This is a genomic window from Escherichia coli (genome assembly GCF_036503815.1).
Lineage (GTDB): Bacteria > Pseudomonadota > Gammaproteobacteria > Enterobacterales > Enterobacteriaceae > Escherichia > Escherichia coli_F.
In genome coordinates this window covers 4,094,273-4,110,559 of sequence record NZ_AP027764.1, presented here as the reverse complement: position 1 = coordinate 4,110,559, position 16,287 = coordinate 4,094,273, and the positions used below count along the sequence as shown (strand labels likewise).

Genomic DNA, 16,287 nt, shown 5'->3' with positions numbered 1-16,287 from the left:
AGTGACGTAAATCACACTTTACAGCTAACTGTTTGTTTTTGTTTCATTGTAATGCGGCGAGTCCAGAGGGAGAGCGTGGACTCGCCAGCAGAATATAAAATTTTCCTCAACATCATCCTCGCACCAGTCGACGACGGTTTACGCTTTACGTATAGTGGCGACAATTTTTTTTATCGGGAAATCTCAATGATCAGTCTGATTGCGGCGTTAGCGGTAGATCGCGTTATCGGCATGGAAAACGCCATGCCGTGGAACCTGCCTGCCGATCTCGCCTGGTTTAAACGCAACACCTTAAATAAACCCGTGATTATGGGCCGCCATACCTGGGAATCCATCGGTCGTCCGCTGCCAGGACGCAAAAATATTATCCTCAGCAGTCAACCGGGTACGGATGATCGCGTAACGTGGGTGAAGTCGGTGGATGAAGCCATTGCGGCGTGTGGTGACGTACCAGAAATCATGGTGATTGGCGGTGGTCGCGTTTATGAGCAGTTTCTGCCAAAAGCGCAAAAACTGTATCTGACGCATATCGACGCAGAAGTGGAAGGCGACACCCATTTCCCGGATTACGAGCCGGATGACTGGGAATCGGTATTCAGCGAATTCCACGACGCTGATGCGCAGAACTCTCATAGCTATTGCTTTGAGATTCTGGAGCGGCGGTAATTCTTCTCAAGATAAAGTGTTTACATGGCATAAGGAGGCCGATGTGAATTACTTTTATCAACTTAAAATTACGCTTAAACATGTCGAACCGGCAGTCTGGCGCCGGTTTGTTGTTCCCGCCAATCTGACGCTTGATCGATTACACGATGTTGTGCAGATCGTCATGGGGTGGGATGACAGTCATTTGCACAATTTTAAATTCAAAAAGCAAATTTATACGGAATTCCCCGAAGCGGTAAATGAGACGGATGAAGCTGAAATTCGGCTAAACGAACTGCTTAAGAGTAAAAGGAATAAATTAACCTACACCTATGATTTTGGTGATTGCTGGGAGCATGAAATCGTCCTTGAAGATAAAAGCCACTTTGGGGATGAAATGCAGACTCCTTTTGAGTGCGTTGAAGGCTCGATGATGTGTCCTCCTGAAGATATCGGTGGACCTGAAAGCTACATGCATTTTTTGAAGGTTATTTTTGATCCGCAGAATAATGAAGAAGAGTATGAAGCGTATCTTGAGATACTGGGCCTGGAAGAAAAGAGTAATAGTGATATTAAGGAATTCATTTTCAGCTATGACCGTGATGTTGTGAATGCAGCCCTGCAATTATATGCGCGCTGGTCGCGAGAGCGTGCGCTAGCCTTCGATGACGATTATTGAGCCATAAAATGTAGCGCGGAGTTGTTTTGCCGCGCTCCTTTGTTGAATTTTGCGATGCCAGCGCGCACCGAACTTTGATTAAAGGAGCATTAGATTTTATGCTCGACGGGATTTAAGACGCGACCGCCTCTCCCTCACCCAAATCCTTATGCCGGTTCGACGGCTGGACAAAATACTGTTTATCTTCCCAGCGCAGGCAGGTTAATGAACCGCCCCAGCAACAGCCGGTATCCAGCGCGTAAATACCTTCCGGCGTACCTTTGCCCTCCAGCGATGCCCAGTGACCAAAGGCGATGCTGTACTCTTCAGCGACGGGGCCAGGAATCGCAAACCACGGTTTCAGTGGGGCAGGGGCTTCTTCCGGCGATTCTTTGCTGTACATATCCAGTTGACCGTTCGGGAAGCAAAAGCGCATACGGGTAAAGGCGTTGGTGATAAACCGCAGTCTTCCCAGCCCCCGCAATTCCGGTGACCAGTTATTTGGCATATCGCCGTACATGGCATCAAGGAAGAAGGGGTAGGAGTCGCTCGACAGCACCGCTTCTACATCGCGCGCGCACTCTTTGGCAGTCTGCAGATCCCACTGCGGCGTGATCCCGGCGTGGGCCATCACCAACTTTTTCTCTTCGTCGATTTGCAGCAGAGGCTGGCGACGCAGCCAGTTAAGCAGCTCGTCGGCATCCGGCGCTTCCAGCAGCGGTGTCAGGCGATCTTTCGGTTTATTGCGGCTGATCCCGGCAAATACCGCCAGCAGATGCAGATCGTGATTGCCCAGCACCAGACGTACGCTGTCGCCTAAGGATTTCACATAGCGCAGAACATCCAGCGAACCAGGGCCGCGCGCGACCAGATCGCCTGTCAGCCAGAGGGTGTCTTTCCCAGGGGTAAATTCTACTTTATGCAGCAATGCGATCAGTTCATCGTAACAACCATGAACGTCGCCAATAAGGTATGTCGCCATATTCTTTTAATGAATGAGTGTGGGAACGGCGAGTCGGAATACGGGAATGTCGATGCTGAAGGGGACGCCATTTTCATCGATCATTTCGTAGTGACCCTGCATGGTGCCCAGCGGGGTTTCAATGATTGCACCGCTGGTGTACTGGTACTCTTCGCCAGGCGCGATAAGTGGCTGGACGCCAACCACTCCTTCGCCCTGGACTTCGGTTTCACGGCCATTGCCATTGGTGATCAGCCAGTAACGCCCCAACAACTGCACTGGCGCTCGCCCCAGATTGCGTATGGTTACGGTATAAGCAAAAACGTAACGTTCATTATCAGGTGAAGATTGTGCCTCAATGTAGACGCTTTGAACCTGAATACACACTCGGGGCGAATTGATCATCGTTAACTCTCCTGCAAAGGCGCGTTCTCCGCCAGATAGTTCGCCATCTGGCAATATTGCGCGACAGAGATATTTTCCGCTCGCATCGCCGGGTCGATCCCCATTCCCGTTAACACCTCGACGCTAAACAGGTTGCCGAGGCTGTTACGAATGGTTTTACGACGCTGGTTAAAGGCTTCGGTGGTGATGCGGCTCAACACGCGAACATCTTTGACCGGGTGAGGCATCGTTGCATGAGGAACCAGGCGCACGACGGCGGAATCCACTTTGGGTGGTGGTGTAAAGGCTGACGGCGGAACTTCCAGCACCGGGATCACGTTGCAATAGTATTGCGCCATGACGCTTAATCGACCATACGCCTTGCTGTTCGGTCCTGCAATCAGACGATTCACCACCTCTTTTTGCAACATAAAGTGCATGTCGGCAATGGCATCAGTATAGCTAAACAGATGGAACATCAACGGCGTGGAGATGTTATAAGGCAGGTTGCCGAAAACACGCAGCGGCTGGCCCATTTTCGTAGCCAGTTCGCCAAAGTTAAAGGTCATCGCATCCTGCTGATAAATAGTCAGTTTCGGGCCTAAGAATGGATGCGTTTGCAGACGTGCCGCCAGATCGCGGTCAAGTTCGATGACCGTCAGCTGGTCCAGTCGTTCGCCGACCGGTTCGGTCAATGCCGCCAGACCGGGGCCGATTTCGACCATTGCCTGGCCTTTCTGCGGGTTAATGGCAGAAACAATGCTGTCGATCACGAACTGATCGTTGAGAAAGTTTTGCCCGAAGCGTTTACGGGCTAAGTGGCCCTGGTGGACTCGATTATTCATTGGGTGTTAACAATCATTTTGATGGCGAGATTAAGCGCCGTAATAAAACTGCCGACATCTGCTTTGCCACGTCCCGCCAGTTCAAGTGCGGTGCCGTGGTCCACTGATGTGCGAATAAAGGGCAGGCCCAGCGTAATGTTCACACCGCGCCCGAAGCCCTGGTATTTTAGCACGGGAAGACCCTGATCGTGGTACATCGCCAGCACGGCGTCGGCGTTATCGAGATATTTCGGCTGAAACAGGGTATCGGCAGGCAGCGGCCCGTTAAGTTTCATCCCCTGCGCCCGCAGCTCGTCGAGCACCGGAATAATGGTGTCTATCTCTTCCGTACCCATATGACCGCCTTCGCCTGCGTGCGGATTCAGCCCGCAGACCAGAATGCGCGGTTCGGCAATACCAAATTTGGTCCGCAAATCGTGATGCAAAATAGCAATCACTTCGTGCAAAAGCGCAGGGGTGATAGCATCTGCGATATCGCGCAGCGGTAAATGCGTCGTTGCCAGCGCCACGCGAAGTTCTTCGGTCGCCAGCATCATCACCACTTTTTTTGCCTGTGAGCGCTCTTCGAAAAACTCGGTATGACCGGTAAATGGAATGCCAGCGTCGTTAATAACGCCTTTATGCACGGGGCCTGTGATCAGCGCAGCAAATTCACCGTGCAGACAGCCATCACACGCTCGCGCCAGCGTTTCCACCACATAATGCCCATTTTCAACCGCTAACTGCCCCGCAGTGACAGATTCACGTAGCGCGACAGGAAGTAGCGTTAATGTGCCCGCAGTTTGCGGTTGTGCAGGGGAGTTGGGGGAATAAGGGCGGAGGGTGAGCGGCAAACCGAGCATCGCTGCCCGGTCGGTAAGGAGAGTGGCATCGGCACAAACAACCAGTTCGACCGGCCACTCACGCTGTGCAAGCTGGACAACTAAGTCCGGGCCAATCCCGGCGGGTTCGCCGGGAGTGATCACAACACGTTGGGTTTTAACCATTAGTTGCTCAGGATTTTAACGTAGGCGCTGGCACGTTGTTCCTGCATCCAGCTTGCTGCTTCTTCCGAGAACTTACGGTTCATCAGCATGCGGTATGCACGATCTTTCTGCGCAGCGTCGGTTTTATCGACATTACGGGTATCCAGCAGTTCGATTAAATGCCAGCCGAATGAAGAGTGAACCGGTGCACTCATTTGACCTTTGTTCAGGCGGGTCAGCGCATCACGGAAGGCTGGATCGAAAATATCTGGTGTAGCCCAGCCGAGATCGCCGCCCTGGTTAGCAGAGCCTGGATCCTGAGAAAACTCTTTCGCTGCAGCGGCAAAAGTCGTTTTACCACTCTTGATATCGGCAGCAATCTGTTCCAGTTTCACGCGGGCCTGTTCGTCAGTCATGATCGGCGACGGTTTCAGCAGAATATGGCGAGCATGAACTTCGGTCACCGAGATATTTTTGCTTTCGCCGCGCAGGTCGTTAACTTTCAGAATATGGAAGCCAACGCCGGAACGAATCGGGCCAACAATGTCGCCTTTCTTCGCGGTGCTTAATGCCTGGGCGAAGATCCCCGGCAGCTCCTGAATGCGACCCCAGCCCATCTGGCCGCCGTTCAGCGCCTGTTGGTCGGCAGAGTGAGCAATCGCCAGTTTACCGAAATCAGCGCCGTTACGCGCCTGATCGACAATAGCGCGCGCTTGGCTTTCCGCTTCGTTTACCTGATCAGAGGTCGGGTTTTCTGGCAGCGGAATCAGGATATGGCTCAGGTTCAGCTCAGTGCTGGCATCGTTTTGGTTACCCACCTGCTGCGCCAGAGATTCGACTTCCTGCGGCAGGATAGTGATGCGACGACGCACTTCGTTGTTACGCACTTCAGAGATAATCATCTCTTTGCGGATCTGGTTACGATAGGTGTTGTAGTTCAGACCGTCGTAAGCCAGACGGCTGCGCATCTGATCCAGCGTCATGTTGTTTTGCTTCGCGATGTTAGCAATCGCCTGATCGAGCTGCTCATCGGAGATTTTCACTCCCATTTTCTGCCCCATCTGCAGGATGATTTGATCCATGATCAAACGTTCCATGATTTGGTGGCGCAGCGTAGCATCATCAGGAAGTTGCTGCCTTGCCTGGGCAGCGTTCAGTTTTACCGACTGCATTAATCCATCAACGTCGCTTTCCAGCACGACGCCGTTATTGACGACGGCTGCGACTTTATCGACTACCTGGGGGGCAGCGAAACTGGTATTCGCGATCATGGCGATACCGAGAAGCAGCGTTTTCCAGTTCTTCATACTTTTTCCATTTCAATTAACCGCACTGCGGATTACGTGGTAAATCAACAAATCACAAAGTGTTTTGATACGGCAGAATGTTCGAACGCAGCATCTCTTGCGTACCCAGACCGTAGTTGGAGCTCAGGCCGCGAAGTTCGATGTTAAAGCCGATTGCGTTGTCATATACCGCATGTTGTTTATCGTTATCCCAACCGTTCAGCTTCCGCTCGTAACCGACGCGAATCGCATAGCAGCAGGAGCTATATTGCACACCTAACATAGAGTCGGCTTGCTTGTTCGCATTGGTGTCGTAGTAGTAGGCCCCGACAATTGACCAACGATCGGCAATTGGCCAGCTGGCGACGGCACCTACCTGCGAAATACCATTCTTATACTGCTCTGCCGTGGAATAGTACTTAGGCAGCGTAGCCTGAATATATTCCGGGCTGGCGTAACGGTAGTTCAACTGCACCAGACGGTCTTCATCCCGACGGTATTCAATGCTGGAGTTACTGGTGGCTACGTTATCCAGGCGCGTGTCGTACTGAATCCCGCCACGCAACCCCCAGCGCTCGGAGATACGCCAGTAGGTATCGCCTGCCCATACCAGTGAGCCCGTTTTGTCGTCATTCTCCCATGTTATGTTGTCATCGCCAGTGCGAGACTCCGTGAAATAGTAGATTTGACCAACGGAAATATTAAAACGTTCAACGGCAGCATCATCATATATGCGAGATGTGACACCGGTCGTCACCTGGTTAGCGGAGGCAATACGGTCAAGACCGCCATAAGTCCGGTCCCGGAACAGGCCTGAGTAGTCAGATTGCAGCAGAGACGAGTCGTAGTTATAGATGTCGCTCTGATCGCGATACGGCACGTACAAATACTGCGCGCGCGGTTCCAGCGTTTGGGTATAACCCGGTGCCAGCATTTCCATATCGCGTTCAAAGACCATTTTGCCGTCAACTTTGAATTGCGGCATTACGCGGTTAACGGATTCGTCCAGCTTGGTTGTGTTTCTGGAGTTATACCAGTCAAGGTTGGTTTGCTGATAATGGGTTGCCAGCAACTTCGCTTCGGTATTGATGCTGCCCCAGTTATTAGAGAGCGGCAAATTGATGGTCGGTTCCAGGTGAACACGGGTTGCTTCAGGCATGTCGTCTCTGGTGTTAACAAAGTGCACAGCCTGGCCGTAAATGCGCGTATCAAATGGACCAACATCATTCTGGTAGTAGTTAACGTCTAACTGCGGCTCTGCCGAGTAGCTACTGGTGTTCTGTTCGCTGAAGACCTGGAACTGCTTGGTTGAAACGGTGGCATTGAAGTTTTGTACCGCATAGCCAACGCTGAATTTTTGCGTTGCGTAGCCGTCAGTACTGGAACCGTACTTGTTATCGAAATCATTGAAGTAGCTAGGATCGCTGACCTTGGTGTAGTCGACGTTGAAACGCCACACCTGATCCATGACCCCGGAGTGGTTCCAGTAGAACAACCAACGACGTGAACTGTCATCGTTCGGGTGTTCATCTTCATAGACTTTATCGGAAGGCAGATAGTCCAGTTCCATCAAACCTGCGCCCGCCTGGGAGAGGTAGCGGAATTCGTTCTCCCACATGATGTTGCCACGACGATGCATATAATGCGGCGTGATGGTGGCATCCATATTTGGCGCAATGTTCCAGTAATATGGCAGGTAGAACTCAAAGTAGTTGGTGGTGGTGTACTTGGCGTTCGGGATCAAGAAACCAGAACGACGTTTGTCACCCACCGGCAACTGCAAATATGGGCTATAAAAGATCGGTACCGGACCCACCTTAAAGCGGGCGTTCCAGATTTCCGCAACTTGTTCTTCGCGGTCATGAATAATTTCGCTACCTACTACGCTCCAGGTGTCGGAACCCGGCAGACAGGAGGTAAAGCTACCGTTATCCAGAATGGTATAGCGGTTTTCACCACGTTGTTTCATCAGGTCCGCTTTACCGCGACCCTGGCGACCCACCATCTGGTAATCACCTTCCCAGACGTTGGTATCTTTGGTGTTCAGGTTCGCCCAGCCTTTCGGCCCTTTGAGGATGACCTGGTTATCGTCGTAATGGACATTACCGAGCGCATCAACGGTACGTACTGGCTCCGGCTGTCCTGGTGCCTCTTTTTGATGGAGCTGCACTTCGTCGGCCTGCAGACGGCTGTTACCCTGCATGATATCCACGCTGCCAGTAAACACGGCGTCATCCGGGTAGTCCCCTTTCGCGTGGTCAGCATTTATAGTCACGGGTAAGTCATTGGTATCGCCCTGTACCAGAGGACGATCATAGCTTGGCACGCCCAACATGCACTGTGAGGCGAGGTCGGCTGCCAGTCCCTGTTGACTATAAAGGGCGGTGGCAATCATGGTGGCCAGGAGAGTGGGGATACGTTTTTTCATACGTTGATTTTATTGTTCCATCATCGGTAACGTTGCGCGTGACAAACGGTCAGAGACTAACGTACTCGTCATCTCTACGCTAGTGTTAATCCTGTCCGAATAGCGTCAGTGGTGTTAGGCACGGCATTGAATGACAGGTATGATAATGCAAATTATAGGCGATGTCCCACAATTGACCGCAGCCGGAAAACGGTAAAAGCACCTTTATATTGTGGGAGATAGCCCTGATATCCGTGTGTCGATTTGGGGAATATATGCAGTATTGGGGAAAAATCATTGGCGTGGCCGTGGCCTTACTGATGGGCGGCGGCTTTTGGGGCGTAGTGTTAGGCCTGTTAATTGGCCATATGTTTGATAAAGCCCGTAGCCGTAAAATGGCGTGGTTCGCCAACCAGCGTGAGCGTCAGGCGCTGTTTTTTGCCACCACTTTTGAAGTGATGGGGCATTTAACCAAATCCAAAGGTCGCGTCACGGAGGCTGATATTCATATCGCCAGCCAGTTGATGGACCGAATGAACCTTCATGGCGCTTCCCGTACTGCGGCGCAAAATGCGTTCCGGGTTGGAAAATCAGACAATTACCCACTGCGCGAAAAGATGCGCCAGTTTCGCAGTGTCTGCTTTGGTCGTTTTGACTTAATTCGTATGTTTCTGGAGATCCAGATTCAGGCGGCGTTTGCTGATGGTTCGCTGCATCCGAATGAACGGGCGGTGCTGTATGTCATTGCTGAAGAATTAGGGATCTCCCGTGCCCAGTTTGACCAGTTTTTGCGCATGATGCAGGGCGGTGCACAGTTTGGCGGCGGTTATCAGCAGCAATCTGGCGGTGGTAACTGGCAGCAAGCGCAGCGTGGCCCGACGCTGGAAGATGCCTGTAATGTGCTGGGTGTGAAGCCGACGGATGATGCGACCACCATTAAACGTGCCTATCGTAAGCTGATGAGCGAGCACCATCCCGATAAGCTGGTAGCAAAAGGTTTGCCGCCTGAGATGATGGAGATGGCGAAGCAAAAAGCGCAGGAAATTCAGCAGGCCTATGAGCTGATAAAGCAGCAGAAAGGGTTTAAATAAGTTTCAAATTGTAGGCCGGATAAGACGCGGCCCGCGCCGCATCCGGCCTACCGAATCGCGCCAGCGAGACTATTAAAAATCCGCTGGCGCTTTAAACGTCATACTATTGCCATACGCCGGATGGGTAATCGTCAACATCTCTGCATGTAGCAACAAACGCGGTGCCATTGCTCTCGCTTCTGGTGATGCATAAAAACGATCGCCGAGAATCGGATGACCCAGCGCCAGCATATGCACACGCAACTGATGCGAACGCCCGGTAATCGGTTTTAACACCACTCTTGCCGTGTTATCCGCCGCATACTCCACCACTTCATATTCCGTCTGCGCAGGTTTACCTGTTTCGTAACAGACTTTCTGTTTCGGGCGGTTTGGCCAGTCGCAAATCAGCGGCAGATCTACCAGACCTTCCGCAGGGGATGGATGTCCCCAGACGCGGGCCACATACTGCTTTTTCGGCTCGCGCTCGCGGAACTGGCGTTTTAATTCCCGCTCCGCGGCTTTGGTCAGCGCCACTACAATCACGCCGCTGGTAGCCATATCCAGACGATGCACCGATTCCGCCTGCGGATAATCACGCTGAATGCGCGTCATCACGCTGTCTTTGTGCTCTTCCAGACGACCCGGCACAGACAACAAACCGCTCGGCTTGTTGACCACCATAATGTGGTCATCCTGATACAGGATAACCAGCCAGGGTTCCTGCGGCGGATTGTAGTTTTCCATCCCCATTTTCGGCTCCGTTACTGATGCGTCACAACGATCAAACGCAGGGCATCCAGACGCCAGCCTGCCTGATCCAGGCTTTCCATTACCTGCTGACGGTTGCTCTCAATGGCGGTCAGTTCATCGTCACGAATGTTCGGGTTCACTGCGCGCAGAGCTTCCAGACGAGACAGCTCGGCAGACAGTTTTTCGTCGGCTTCGTTACGTGCTGCATCAATCAATGCACGGGCAGATTTCTCGATCTGCGCTTCACCCAACTGAAGGATAGCGTGAACATCCTGCTGCACGGCATTAACCAGCTTGCTGCCAGTGTGGCGGTTAACCGCGTTAAGCTGACGGTTAAAGGTTTCAAACTCCACCTGCGCCGCCAGGTTGTTGCCATTTTTATCCAGCAGCATACGTACCGGCGTCGGCGGCAGGAAGCGGTTGAGCTGCAACTGCTTCGGAGCCTGGGCTTCAACGACATAAATCAGTTCCACCAACAGCGTACCTACCGGCAACGCTTTGTTTTTCAACAGTGAAATCGTGCTGCTACCGGTATCGCCAGAGAGGATCAGATCCAGGCCGTTGCGGATCAGTGGATGCTCCCAGGTAATAAACTGCGCATCTTCACGCGCCAGCGCCACTTCACGGTCGAAGGTGATGGTGATGCCATCTTCCGACAGGCCCGGGAAGTCCGGCACCAGCATATGATCGGACGGCGTCAGCACGATCATGTTGTCGCCGCGATCGTCCTGATTGATACCGATAATATCGAACAGGTTCATGGCGAAGGCGATCAGGTTGGTATCGTCATCCTGCTCTTCAATGCTTTCTGCCAGTGCCTGGGCTTTTTCGCCACCGTTGGAATGGATTTCCAGCAGGCGGTCACGACCCTGTTCCAGCTGTGCCTTCAACGCCTCGTGCTGCTCGCGGCAGTTTTTGATCAGATCGTCAAAGCCTTCGGTTTGATCCGGTGAGGCCAGGTAGTTAATCAGATCGTTATACACGCTATCGTAGATAGTGCGTCCGGTCGGGCAGGTGTGCTCGAATGCATCCAGACCTTCGTGATACCAGCGTACCAGTACCGACTGAGCGGTTTTTTCCAGATAAGGCACATGGATCTGAATATCGTGCGCCTGACCGATACGATCCAGTCGACCAATACGCTGCTCCAGCAGATCCGGGTTGAATGGCAGGTCAAACATCACCATGTGGCTGGCGAACTGGAAGTTACGTCCTTCAGAACCGATTTCCGAGCAAAGCAGTACCTGTGCGCCGGTGTCTTCTTCGGCAAACCATGCCGCAGCGCGGTCACGCTCAATAATCGACATGCCTTCGTGGAACACCGCAGCGCGGATACCTTCACGCTCGCGCAGTACCTGCTCCAGTTGCAGCGCGGTAGCGGCTTTAGCGCAGATCACCAGCACTTTCTGTGAGCGATGGCTGGTCAGGTAACCCATCAGCCACTCAACGCGCGGATCGAAGTTCCACCAGGTGGCGTTATCACCTTCAAATTCCTGATAAATACGCTCCGGGTAGAGCATATCGCGAGCGCGGTCTTCCGCACTTTTACGTGCGCCCATAATTCCGGAGACTTTAATGGCCGTCTGATACTGCGTCGGCAGCGGCAGTTTAATAGTGTGTAGCTCGCGTTTCGGGAAGCCTTTCACACCGTTACGCGTGTTACGGAACAGCACGCGGCTGGTGCCGTGGCGATCCATCAGCATGGAAACCAGTTCCTGACGGGCGCTCTGGGCATCTTCGCTGTCGCTGTTTGCCGCCTGCAGTAACGGCTCAATATCCTGCTCGCCGATCATCTCACCGAGCATGTTCAGTTCGTCATTGCTGAGTTTGTTACCTGCCAGCAGCATGGCAACGGCATCTGCTACTGGACGATAATTTTTCTGCTCTTCAACGAACTGCGCGAAATCGTGGAAACGGTTCGGGTCCAGCAGGCGCAGACGGGCGAAGTGGCTTTCCATCCCCAGCTGTTCCGGGGTCGCAGTCAGCAGCAGAACGCCGGGCACATGCTCTGCCAGTTGTTCAATGGCCTGATATTCACGGCTCGGCGCATCTTCGCTCCACACCAGGTGATGCGCTTCATCGACCACCAGCAGGTCCCATTCGGCTTCACAGAGATGTTCCAGACGCTGTTTGCTACGACGGGCAAAATCCAGCGAGCAAATGACCAGCTGTTCGGTGTCGAACGGGTTGTAGGCATCGTGCTGGGCTTCGGCGTAACGCTCGTCATCAAACAGGGCAAAACGCAGATTGAAGCGGCGCAGCATTTCTACCAGCCACTGATGCTGTAAGGTTTCCGGGACGATAATCAGTACACGTTCAGCAGCGCCAGAGAGCAGTTGCTGATGCAGGATCATCCCGGCTTCAATGGTTTTCCCTAAACCCACTTCGTCAGCCAGCAGGACGCGCGGCGCATGGCGGCGACCAACATCATGAGCGATGTTGAGCTGATGCGGGATCAGACTGGTACGCTGACCGCGCAGGCCGCTGTACGGCATACGGAACTGTTCGCTGGAATATTTACGTGCGCGATAACGCAGCGCAAAGCGGTCCATACGGTCAATCTGCCCGGCAAACAGACGGTCCTGCGGTTTGCTGAACACCAGTTTGCTATCAAGGAAAACTTCACGCAGGGCTACGCCGGACTCTTCAGTATCCAGGCGAGTACCGATATAGGTCAGCAAGCCATTTTCTTCTTTTACTTCTTCGACTTGCATCTGCCAGCCGTCATGGCTGGTAATGGTATCACCAGGGTTGAACATCACGCGGGTCACGGGGGAATCACTGCGTGCGTACAGACGGTTTTCACCAGTAGATGGGAAAAGTAAAGTGACAGTTCGCGCATCCACCGCGACAACGGTTCCAAGTCCCAATTCGCTTTCTGTATCGCTGATCCAGCGTTGACCAAGTGTAAAAGGCATATGTGTTCGGCTCTATATCTTTAATTGCAGGCAATAACCACCCGCTACCGTGCTTATGAGGTAGTGGTGTTATTCAGGTCCAGGAATGGAAAGGGCGCTATGGTACTGGATGGCAAAGCATTCGTCACGCATCAAAATGGTATCTGGCGAACTCTTTTTTTGCTCAAAATAGCCCAAGTTGCCCGGTCATAAGTGTAGCAAAATTATCCTCAATAAAAGGGAGTATTCCCTCCGCCACGGGTTGTAGCTGGCGGGTCAGATAGTGTTCGTAATCCAGCGGTGAACGTTGGTAGTCCAGCGGCTCCGGGCCGTTGGTGGTCCAGACGTACTTAATGGTGCCGCGGTTCTGATATTGCAAGGGGCGACCGCGCTTTTGGTTTTCTTCATCGGCAAGGCGAGCGGCGCGTACATGAGGCGGCACATTACGCTGATATTCGCTCAGCGGACGGCGAAGGCGTTTACGGTAAACCAGCCGTGCATCCAGTTCGCCTGCCATCAGTTTGTCGATGGTTTCGCGAACGTATTCCTGATATGGCTCGTTGCGGAAGATACGTAGATATAGCTCCTGCTGAAACTGCTGGGCCAGCGGTGTCCAGTCGGTGCGTACGGTTTCCAGCCCTTTAAACACCATCCGCTGTTTGTCGCCCTCCTGAATCAGTCCGGCGTAGCGCTTTTTGCTGCCCGTATCGGCCCCGCGAATGGTTGGCATCAGAAAACGGCAGAAATGGGTTTCATACTCCAGTTCTAATGCGCTGGTCAGCTGTTGTTTTTGCAGCGTTTCTGCCCACCAGGCGTTAACGTGCTGCACCAGTGCACGACCGATTTTCGCCGCTTCTTCTTCCGAATGTGCGCCTTTCAGCCAGACAAACGTTGAGTCGGTATCGCCGTAGATCACGTCGTAGCCCTGCGCTTCAATCAACGCTTTGGTTTGCCGCATGATCTGATGACCACGCATGGTGATCGACGACGCCAGGCGCGGATCGAAGAAGCGGCAGGCGGTAGTGCCAAGCACGCCATAAAAGGCATTCATAATGATCTTCAGCGCCTGCGACAGCGGTTTATTGCCCTGGCGTTTGGCTTCATCGCGCCCGTGCCAGATGTTAGTCACAATCTCCGGCAGGCAATGTTTCTCCCGCGAGAACCAGGCATCGAGAAAACCTTCGGTGCTGTGCTCTGGATCAGGTTGCGCCATGCCTTCCACCAGCCCGACGGGATCAATCAGATAGGTGCGGATGATCGAGGGGTACAGGCTTTTGTAGTCCAGCACCAGTACCGAATCATACAGACCAGGCCGCGAATCCATCACATAGCCGCCAGGGCTGGCGTGCGGCGGCACTTCACCGAGATTAGGCGCGACATAACCAGCACGATGCATTCGGGGAAAATAGAGATGACCAAACGCCGCCACCGATCCCCCGTGCCGATCCACCGGCAGGCCGTTCACCGTCGCCCGTTCGAGTAGAAACGGCATGATTTCAGTTTTGTGGAAGATCTGCGTCACCAGCTCGCAATCTTTCAGGTTATAAGTTGCCAGCGCAGGTTTATCTTCGGCGAAACGGCGGTCAATTTCGTCCATCCGATCCCACGGGTTATCGATAGATTTTCCTTCGCCTAATAACTCCTGAGCGACGGTTTCCAGCGAGAATGAAGAGAAATTCCAGAATGCAGATTTCAGCGCCTCAATACCGTCGATAATTAGCCGACCTTTGGCCTGGGCAAAAAAGACGCCGTTTTTAAAGCCGTGCTCGCGCCACTCCAGCTCACTGTTATCGCGCCCGAGACGCAGTGGAATACGGTAGCGCTCGGCATGTTTTTGCAGCATTCGCAGATCGAACTGCACCACGTTCCAGCCGATGATCACATCAGGATCGTGGTTAGCAAACCAGGCGTTGAGTTTTTCCAGTAGCTGCGGGCGACTGGCGACATATTCCAGTTCGAAATCAAGCGCGGAGGCATCGCCATTCTCCGGCCCCAGCATATAAACGATGCGCTGCCCGCAGCCTTCCAGACCGATGCAGTACAGTTCACCGTGGCGGGTGGTTTCAATATCAATAGAAACCCACTTGAGCGGCGGGCGGTAGTCGGGATGCGGTTTCAGACGGGCATTAACGATAGCGCCATTGCGCATATCACCCTCTACCCACACCGGGGAGGTGATAAACCGCTCCATCAGATAGCGTTCTGGCGGGCGCACATCGGCCTCGTAAACGGTAACGCCAGCTTCACGCAGGCGCTTTTCGTAATTCATCAACTGGCGATGGGCGCGACAGTAAAGGCCATACACCGGCTGGCGGTGAAAATCTTTTAACGCCAGCGGCGTCAAGCGAAAGCCTTGTTCACCCTGCAAAATATGCTGAGCGCGGGGAACCTGATCGGCGGGAATAAAGGCCACGGACTCTTGCGGTTCAAGCGTAACCTGCAACGGCCCGTTGTCCGTCGCTAACCAAAAGGAAACTTCGGTTCCTTGCGGGGTATCCCGCCAGTGTCGGGTTAAGATAAAACCTGCCTGCGCCACGCTGAAAATCCAATAAAAAACCAGGCTTGAGTATAGCCTGGTTTTGGTTGACTGGCTGTGGTTTTATACAGTCATTACTGCCCGTAATATGCCTTCGCACCATGCTTACGCAGATAGTGTTTATCCAGCAATGTTTGCTGCATATCCGGTAACTGCGGAGCAAGCTGGCGGCAGAAAATCCCCATATAAGCGACTTCTTCCAGCACGATGGCGTTATGCACTGCGTCTTCAGCGTTTTTACCCCATGCAAACGGGCCGTGAGAATGGACCAGAACGCCAGGCATTTGCGCTGCGTCGATACCCTGTTTTTCGAAGGTTTCAACGATGACGTTACCGGTTTCCCACTCATATTCGCCGTTGATTTCTGCATCTGTCATTTTGCGAGTGCAGGGAATGGTGCCGTAGAAATAGTCGGCGTGGGTGGTGCCGGTTGCCGGGATTGACTGGCCCGCCTGCGCCCAGATGGTGGCATGGCGGGAGTGCGTATGCACAATGCCGCCAATGGACGGGAATGCCTGATAGAGCAGCCGGTGAGTTGGCGTATCGGAGGAGGGCTTTTTCGTACCTTCAACCACTTCACCGGTTTCGATGCTGACCACGACCATATCGTCAGCGGTCATGACGTTGTAATCGACGCCGGAAGGTTTGATCACCAAGACGCCGCGCTCGCGATCAACGGCGCTGACATTGCCCCATGTGAGCGTGACCAGGTTGTGTTTTGGCAGCGCCAGGTTGGCTTCTAAGACCTGGCGTTTGAGATCTTCTAACATGTTGACTCCTTCGTGCCGGATGCGCTTTGCTTATCCGGCCTACAAAATCGGAACGTGTAGGCCAGATAAGACGCGTCAGCGTCGCATCAGGCGTTACATACCTGATGCAG

13 protein-coding genes and 1 pseudogene are annotated in these 16,287 nt (G+C 53.1%); 4 read left to right on the top strand and 10 right to left on the bottom strand.

Annotation, left to right across the window (positions count from 1 at the left end):
- Positions 1-186: 186 nt before the first annotated feature.
- The 3 genes and pseudogenes from folA to AABJ99_RS19625 form a co-directional block, all read left to right on the top strand.
- Positions 187-666: a type 3 dihydrofolate reductase gene (gene folA / locus AABJ99_RS19635; RefSeq protein WP_000624375.1), complete on the top strand. Its 480-nt coding sequence runs from the start codon at positions 187-189 to the stop codon at positions 664-666.
- 43 nt (positions 667-709) lie between these two features.
- Positions 710-1,324: an IS1096 element passenger TnpR family protein gene (locus AABJ99_RS19630; protein WP_160524123.1), complete on the top strand. Its 615-nt coding sequence runs from the start codon at positions 710-712 to the stop codon at positions 1,322-1,324.
- 44 nt (positions 1,325-1,368) lie between these two features.
- Positions 1,369-1,440, top strand: a pseudogene (locus tag AABJ99_RS19625) (CcdB family protein); the annotation flags it as partial.
- Here AABJ99_RS19625 and apaH read toward each other — a convergent pair.
- Genes apaH through lptD form a run of 6 tightly spaced genes read right to left on the bottom strand, consistent with a single transcriptional unit; the run spans position 1,437 to position 8,172 of the window.
- Positions 1,437-2,285: a bis(5'-nucleosyl)-tetraphosphatase (symmetrical) ApaH gene (apaH, locus tag AABJ99_RS19620; protein ID WP_000257187.1), complete on the bottom strand. Its 849-nt coding sequence runs from the start codon at positions 2,283-2,285 to the stop codon at positions 1,437-1,439. The pseudogene AABJ99_RS19625 and the gene apaH sit on opposite strands and share 4 nt — an antisense overlap.
- 6 nt (positions 2,286-2,291) lie before the next feature.
- Positions 2,292-2,669 carry a Co2+/Mg2+ efflux protein ApaG gene (gene apaG, locus AABJ99_RS19615; RefSeq protein ID WP_000610901.1) on the bottom strand — a complete coding sequence of 126 codons (378 nt, stop codon included), beginning with the start codon at positions 2,667-2,669 and terminating at the stop codon, positions 2,292-2,294.
- A 2-nt stretch (positions 2,670-2,671) separates the two neighbouring features.
- Positions 2,672-3,493 carry a 16S rRNA (adenine(1518)-N(6)/adenine(1519)-N(6))-dimethyltransferase RsmA gene (gene rsmA, locus AABJ99_RS19610; protein ID WP_338387410.1) on the bottom strand — a complete coding sequence of 274 codons (822 nt, stop codon included), beginning with the start codon at positions 3,491-3,493 and terminating at the stop codon, positions 2,672-2,674.
- Positions 3,490-4,479 carry a 4-hydroxythreonine-4-phosphate dehydrogenase PdxA gene (gene pdxA / locus AABJ99_RS19605; RefSeq protein ID WP_039021811.1) on the bottom strand — a complete coding sequence of 330 codons (990 nt, stop codon included), beginning with the start codon at positions 4,477-4,479 and terminating at the stop codon, positions 3,490-3,492. Before pdxA ends, rsmA begins: the two co-directional genes overlap by 4 nt.
- Positions 4,479-5,765 (bottom strand): peptidylprolyl isomerase SurA, encoded by a 1,287-nt coding sequence (gene surA, locus AABJ99_RS19600; RefSeq protein WP_000800457.1) that lies wholly within the window; start codon positions 5,763-5,765, stop codon positions 4,479-4,481. The genes pdxA and surA overlap by 1 nt, the downstream gene beginning before the upstream one ends.
- 52 nt (positions 5,766-5,817) lie before the next feature.
- A complete protein-coding gene (gene lptD / locus AABJ99_RS19595) occupies positions 5,818-8,172 on the bottom strand; it encodes an LPS assembly protein LptD (protein WP_000746151.1) in 2,355 nt (784 codons plus the stop codon).
- A gap of 254 nt (positions 8,173-8,426) precedes the next feature.
- Here lptD and djlA point away from each other — a divergent pair, with 254 nt between their 5' ends.
- Positions 8,427-9,242: a co-chaperone DjlA gene (gene djlA, locus AABJ99_RS19590; RefSeq protein ID WP_001200573.1), complete on the top strand. Its 816-nt coding sequence runs from the start codon at positions 8,427-8,429 to the stop codon at positions 9,240-9,242.
- A gap of 72 nt (positions 9,243-9,314) precedes the next feature.
- Here the strand turns inward: djlA and rluA are convergent, their stop codons facing one another.
- The 4 genes from rluA to araD all read right to left on the bottom strand — a co-directional run bounded on the left by rluA (position 9,315) and on the right by araD (position 16,177).
- The gene (gene rluA / locus AABJ99_RS19585) at positions 9,315-9,974 is read right to left on the bottom strand and encodes a bifunctional tRNA pseudouridine(32) synthase/23S rRNA pseudouridine(746) synthase RluA (RefSeq protein ID WP_000525176.1); all 660 of its coding nucleotides are present in this window, start codon (positions 9,972-9,974) and stop codon (positions 9,315-9,317) included.
- Positions 9,975-9,985: 11 nt separating this feature from the next.
- Positions 9,986-12,892, bottom strand: coding sequence for an RNA polymerase-associated protein RapA (rapA, locus tag AABJ99_RS19580; protein WP_001117011.1), 2,907 nt, complete (start codon positions 12,890-12,892; stop codon positions 9,986-9,988).
- A gap of 163 nt (positions 12,893-13,055) precedes the next feature.
- Positions 13,056-15,407 (bottom strand): DNA polymerase II, encoded by a 2,352-nt coding sequence (gene polB, locus AABJ99_RS19575; protein WP_039021812.1) that lies wholly within the window; start codon positions 15,405-15,407, stop codon positions 13,056-13,058.
- A 74-nt stretch (positions 15,408-15,481) separates the two neighbouring features.
- Complete coding sequence (araD, locus tag AABJ99_RS19570; RefSeq protein ID WP_000888679.1) at positions 15,482-16,177, bottom strand: L-ribulose-5-phosphate 4-epimerase; 696 nt, start codon at positions 16,175-16,177, stop codon at positions 15,482-15,484.
- Between the last annotated feature and the right edge of the window lie 110 nt (positions 16,178-16,287).

Bases quoted from the DNA above. Each gene is read 5' to 3' on its own strand.
- rapA (WP_001117011.1), bottom strand. From the start codon at position 12,892: ATGCCTTTTACACTTGGTCAACGCTGGATCAGCGATACAGAAAGCGAA.
- lptD (WP_000746151.1), bottom strand. From the start codon at position 8,172: ATGAAAAAACGTATCCCCACTCTCCTGGCCACCATGATTGCCACCGCC.
- rsmA (WP_338387410.1), bottom strand. From the start codon at position 3,493: ATGAATAATCGAGTCCACCAGGGCCACTTAGCCCGTAAACGCTTCGGG.
- araD (WP_000888679.1), bottom strand. From the start codon at position 16,177: ATGTTAGAAGATCTCAAACGCCAGGTCTTAGAAGCCAACCTGGCGCTG.
- rluA (WP_000525176.1), bottom strand. From the start codon at position 9,974: ATGGGGATGGAAAACTACAATCCGCCGCAGGAACCCTGGCTGGTTATC.
- apaG (WP_000610901.1), bottom strand. From the start codon at position 2,669: ATGATCAATTCGCCCCGAGTGTGTATTCAGGTTCAAAGCGTCTACATT.
- apaH (WP_000257187.1), bottom strand. From the start codon at position 2,285: ATGGCGACATACCTTATTGGCGACGTTCATGGTTGTTACGATGAACTG.
- pdxA (WP_039021811.1), bottom strand. From the start codon at position 4,479: ATGGTTAAAACCCAACGTGTTGTGATCACTCCCGGCGAACCCGCCGGG.
- djlA (WP_001200573.1), top strand. From the start codon at position 8,427: ATGCAGTATTGGGGAAAAATCATTGGCGTGGCCGTGGCCTTACTGATG.
- folA (WP_000624375.1), top strand. From the start codon at position 187: ATGATCAGTCTGATTGCGGCGTTAGCGGTAGATCGCGTTATCGGCATG.
- surA (WP_000800457.1), bottom strand. From the start codon at position 5,765: ATGAAGAACTGGAAAACGCTGCTTCTCGGTATCGCCATGATCGCGAAT.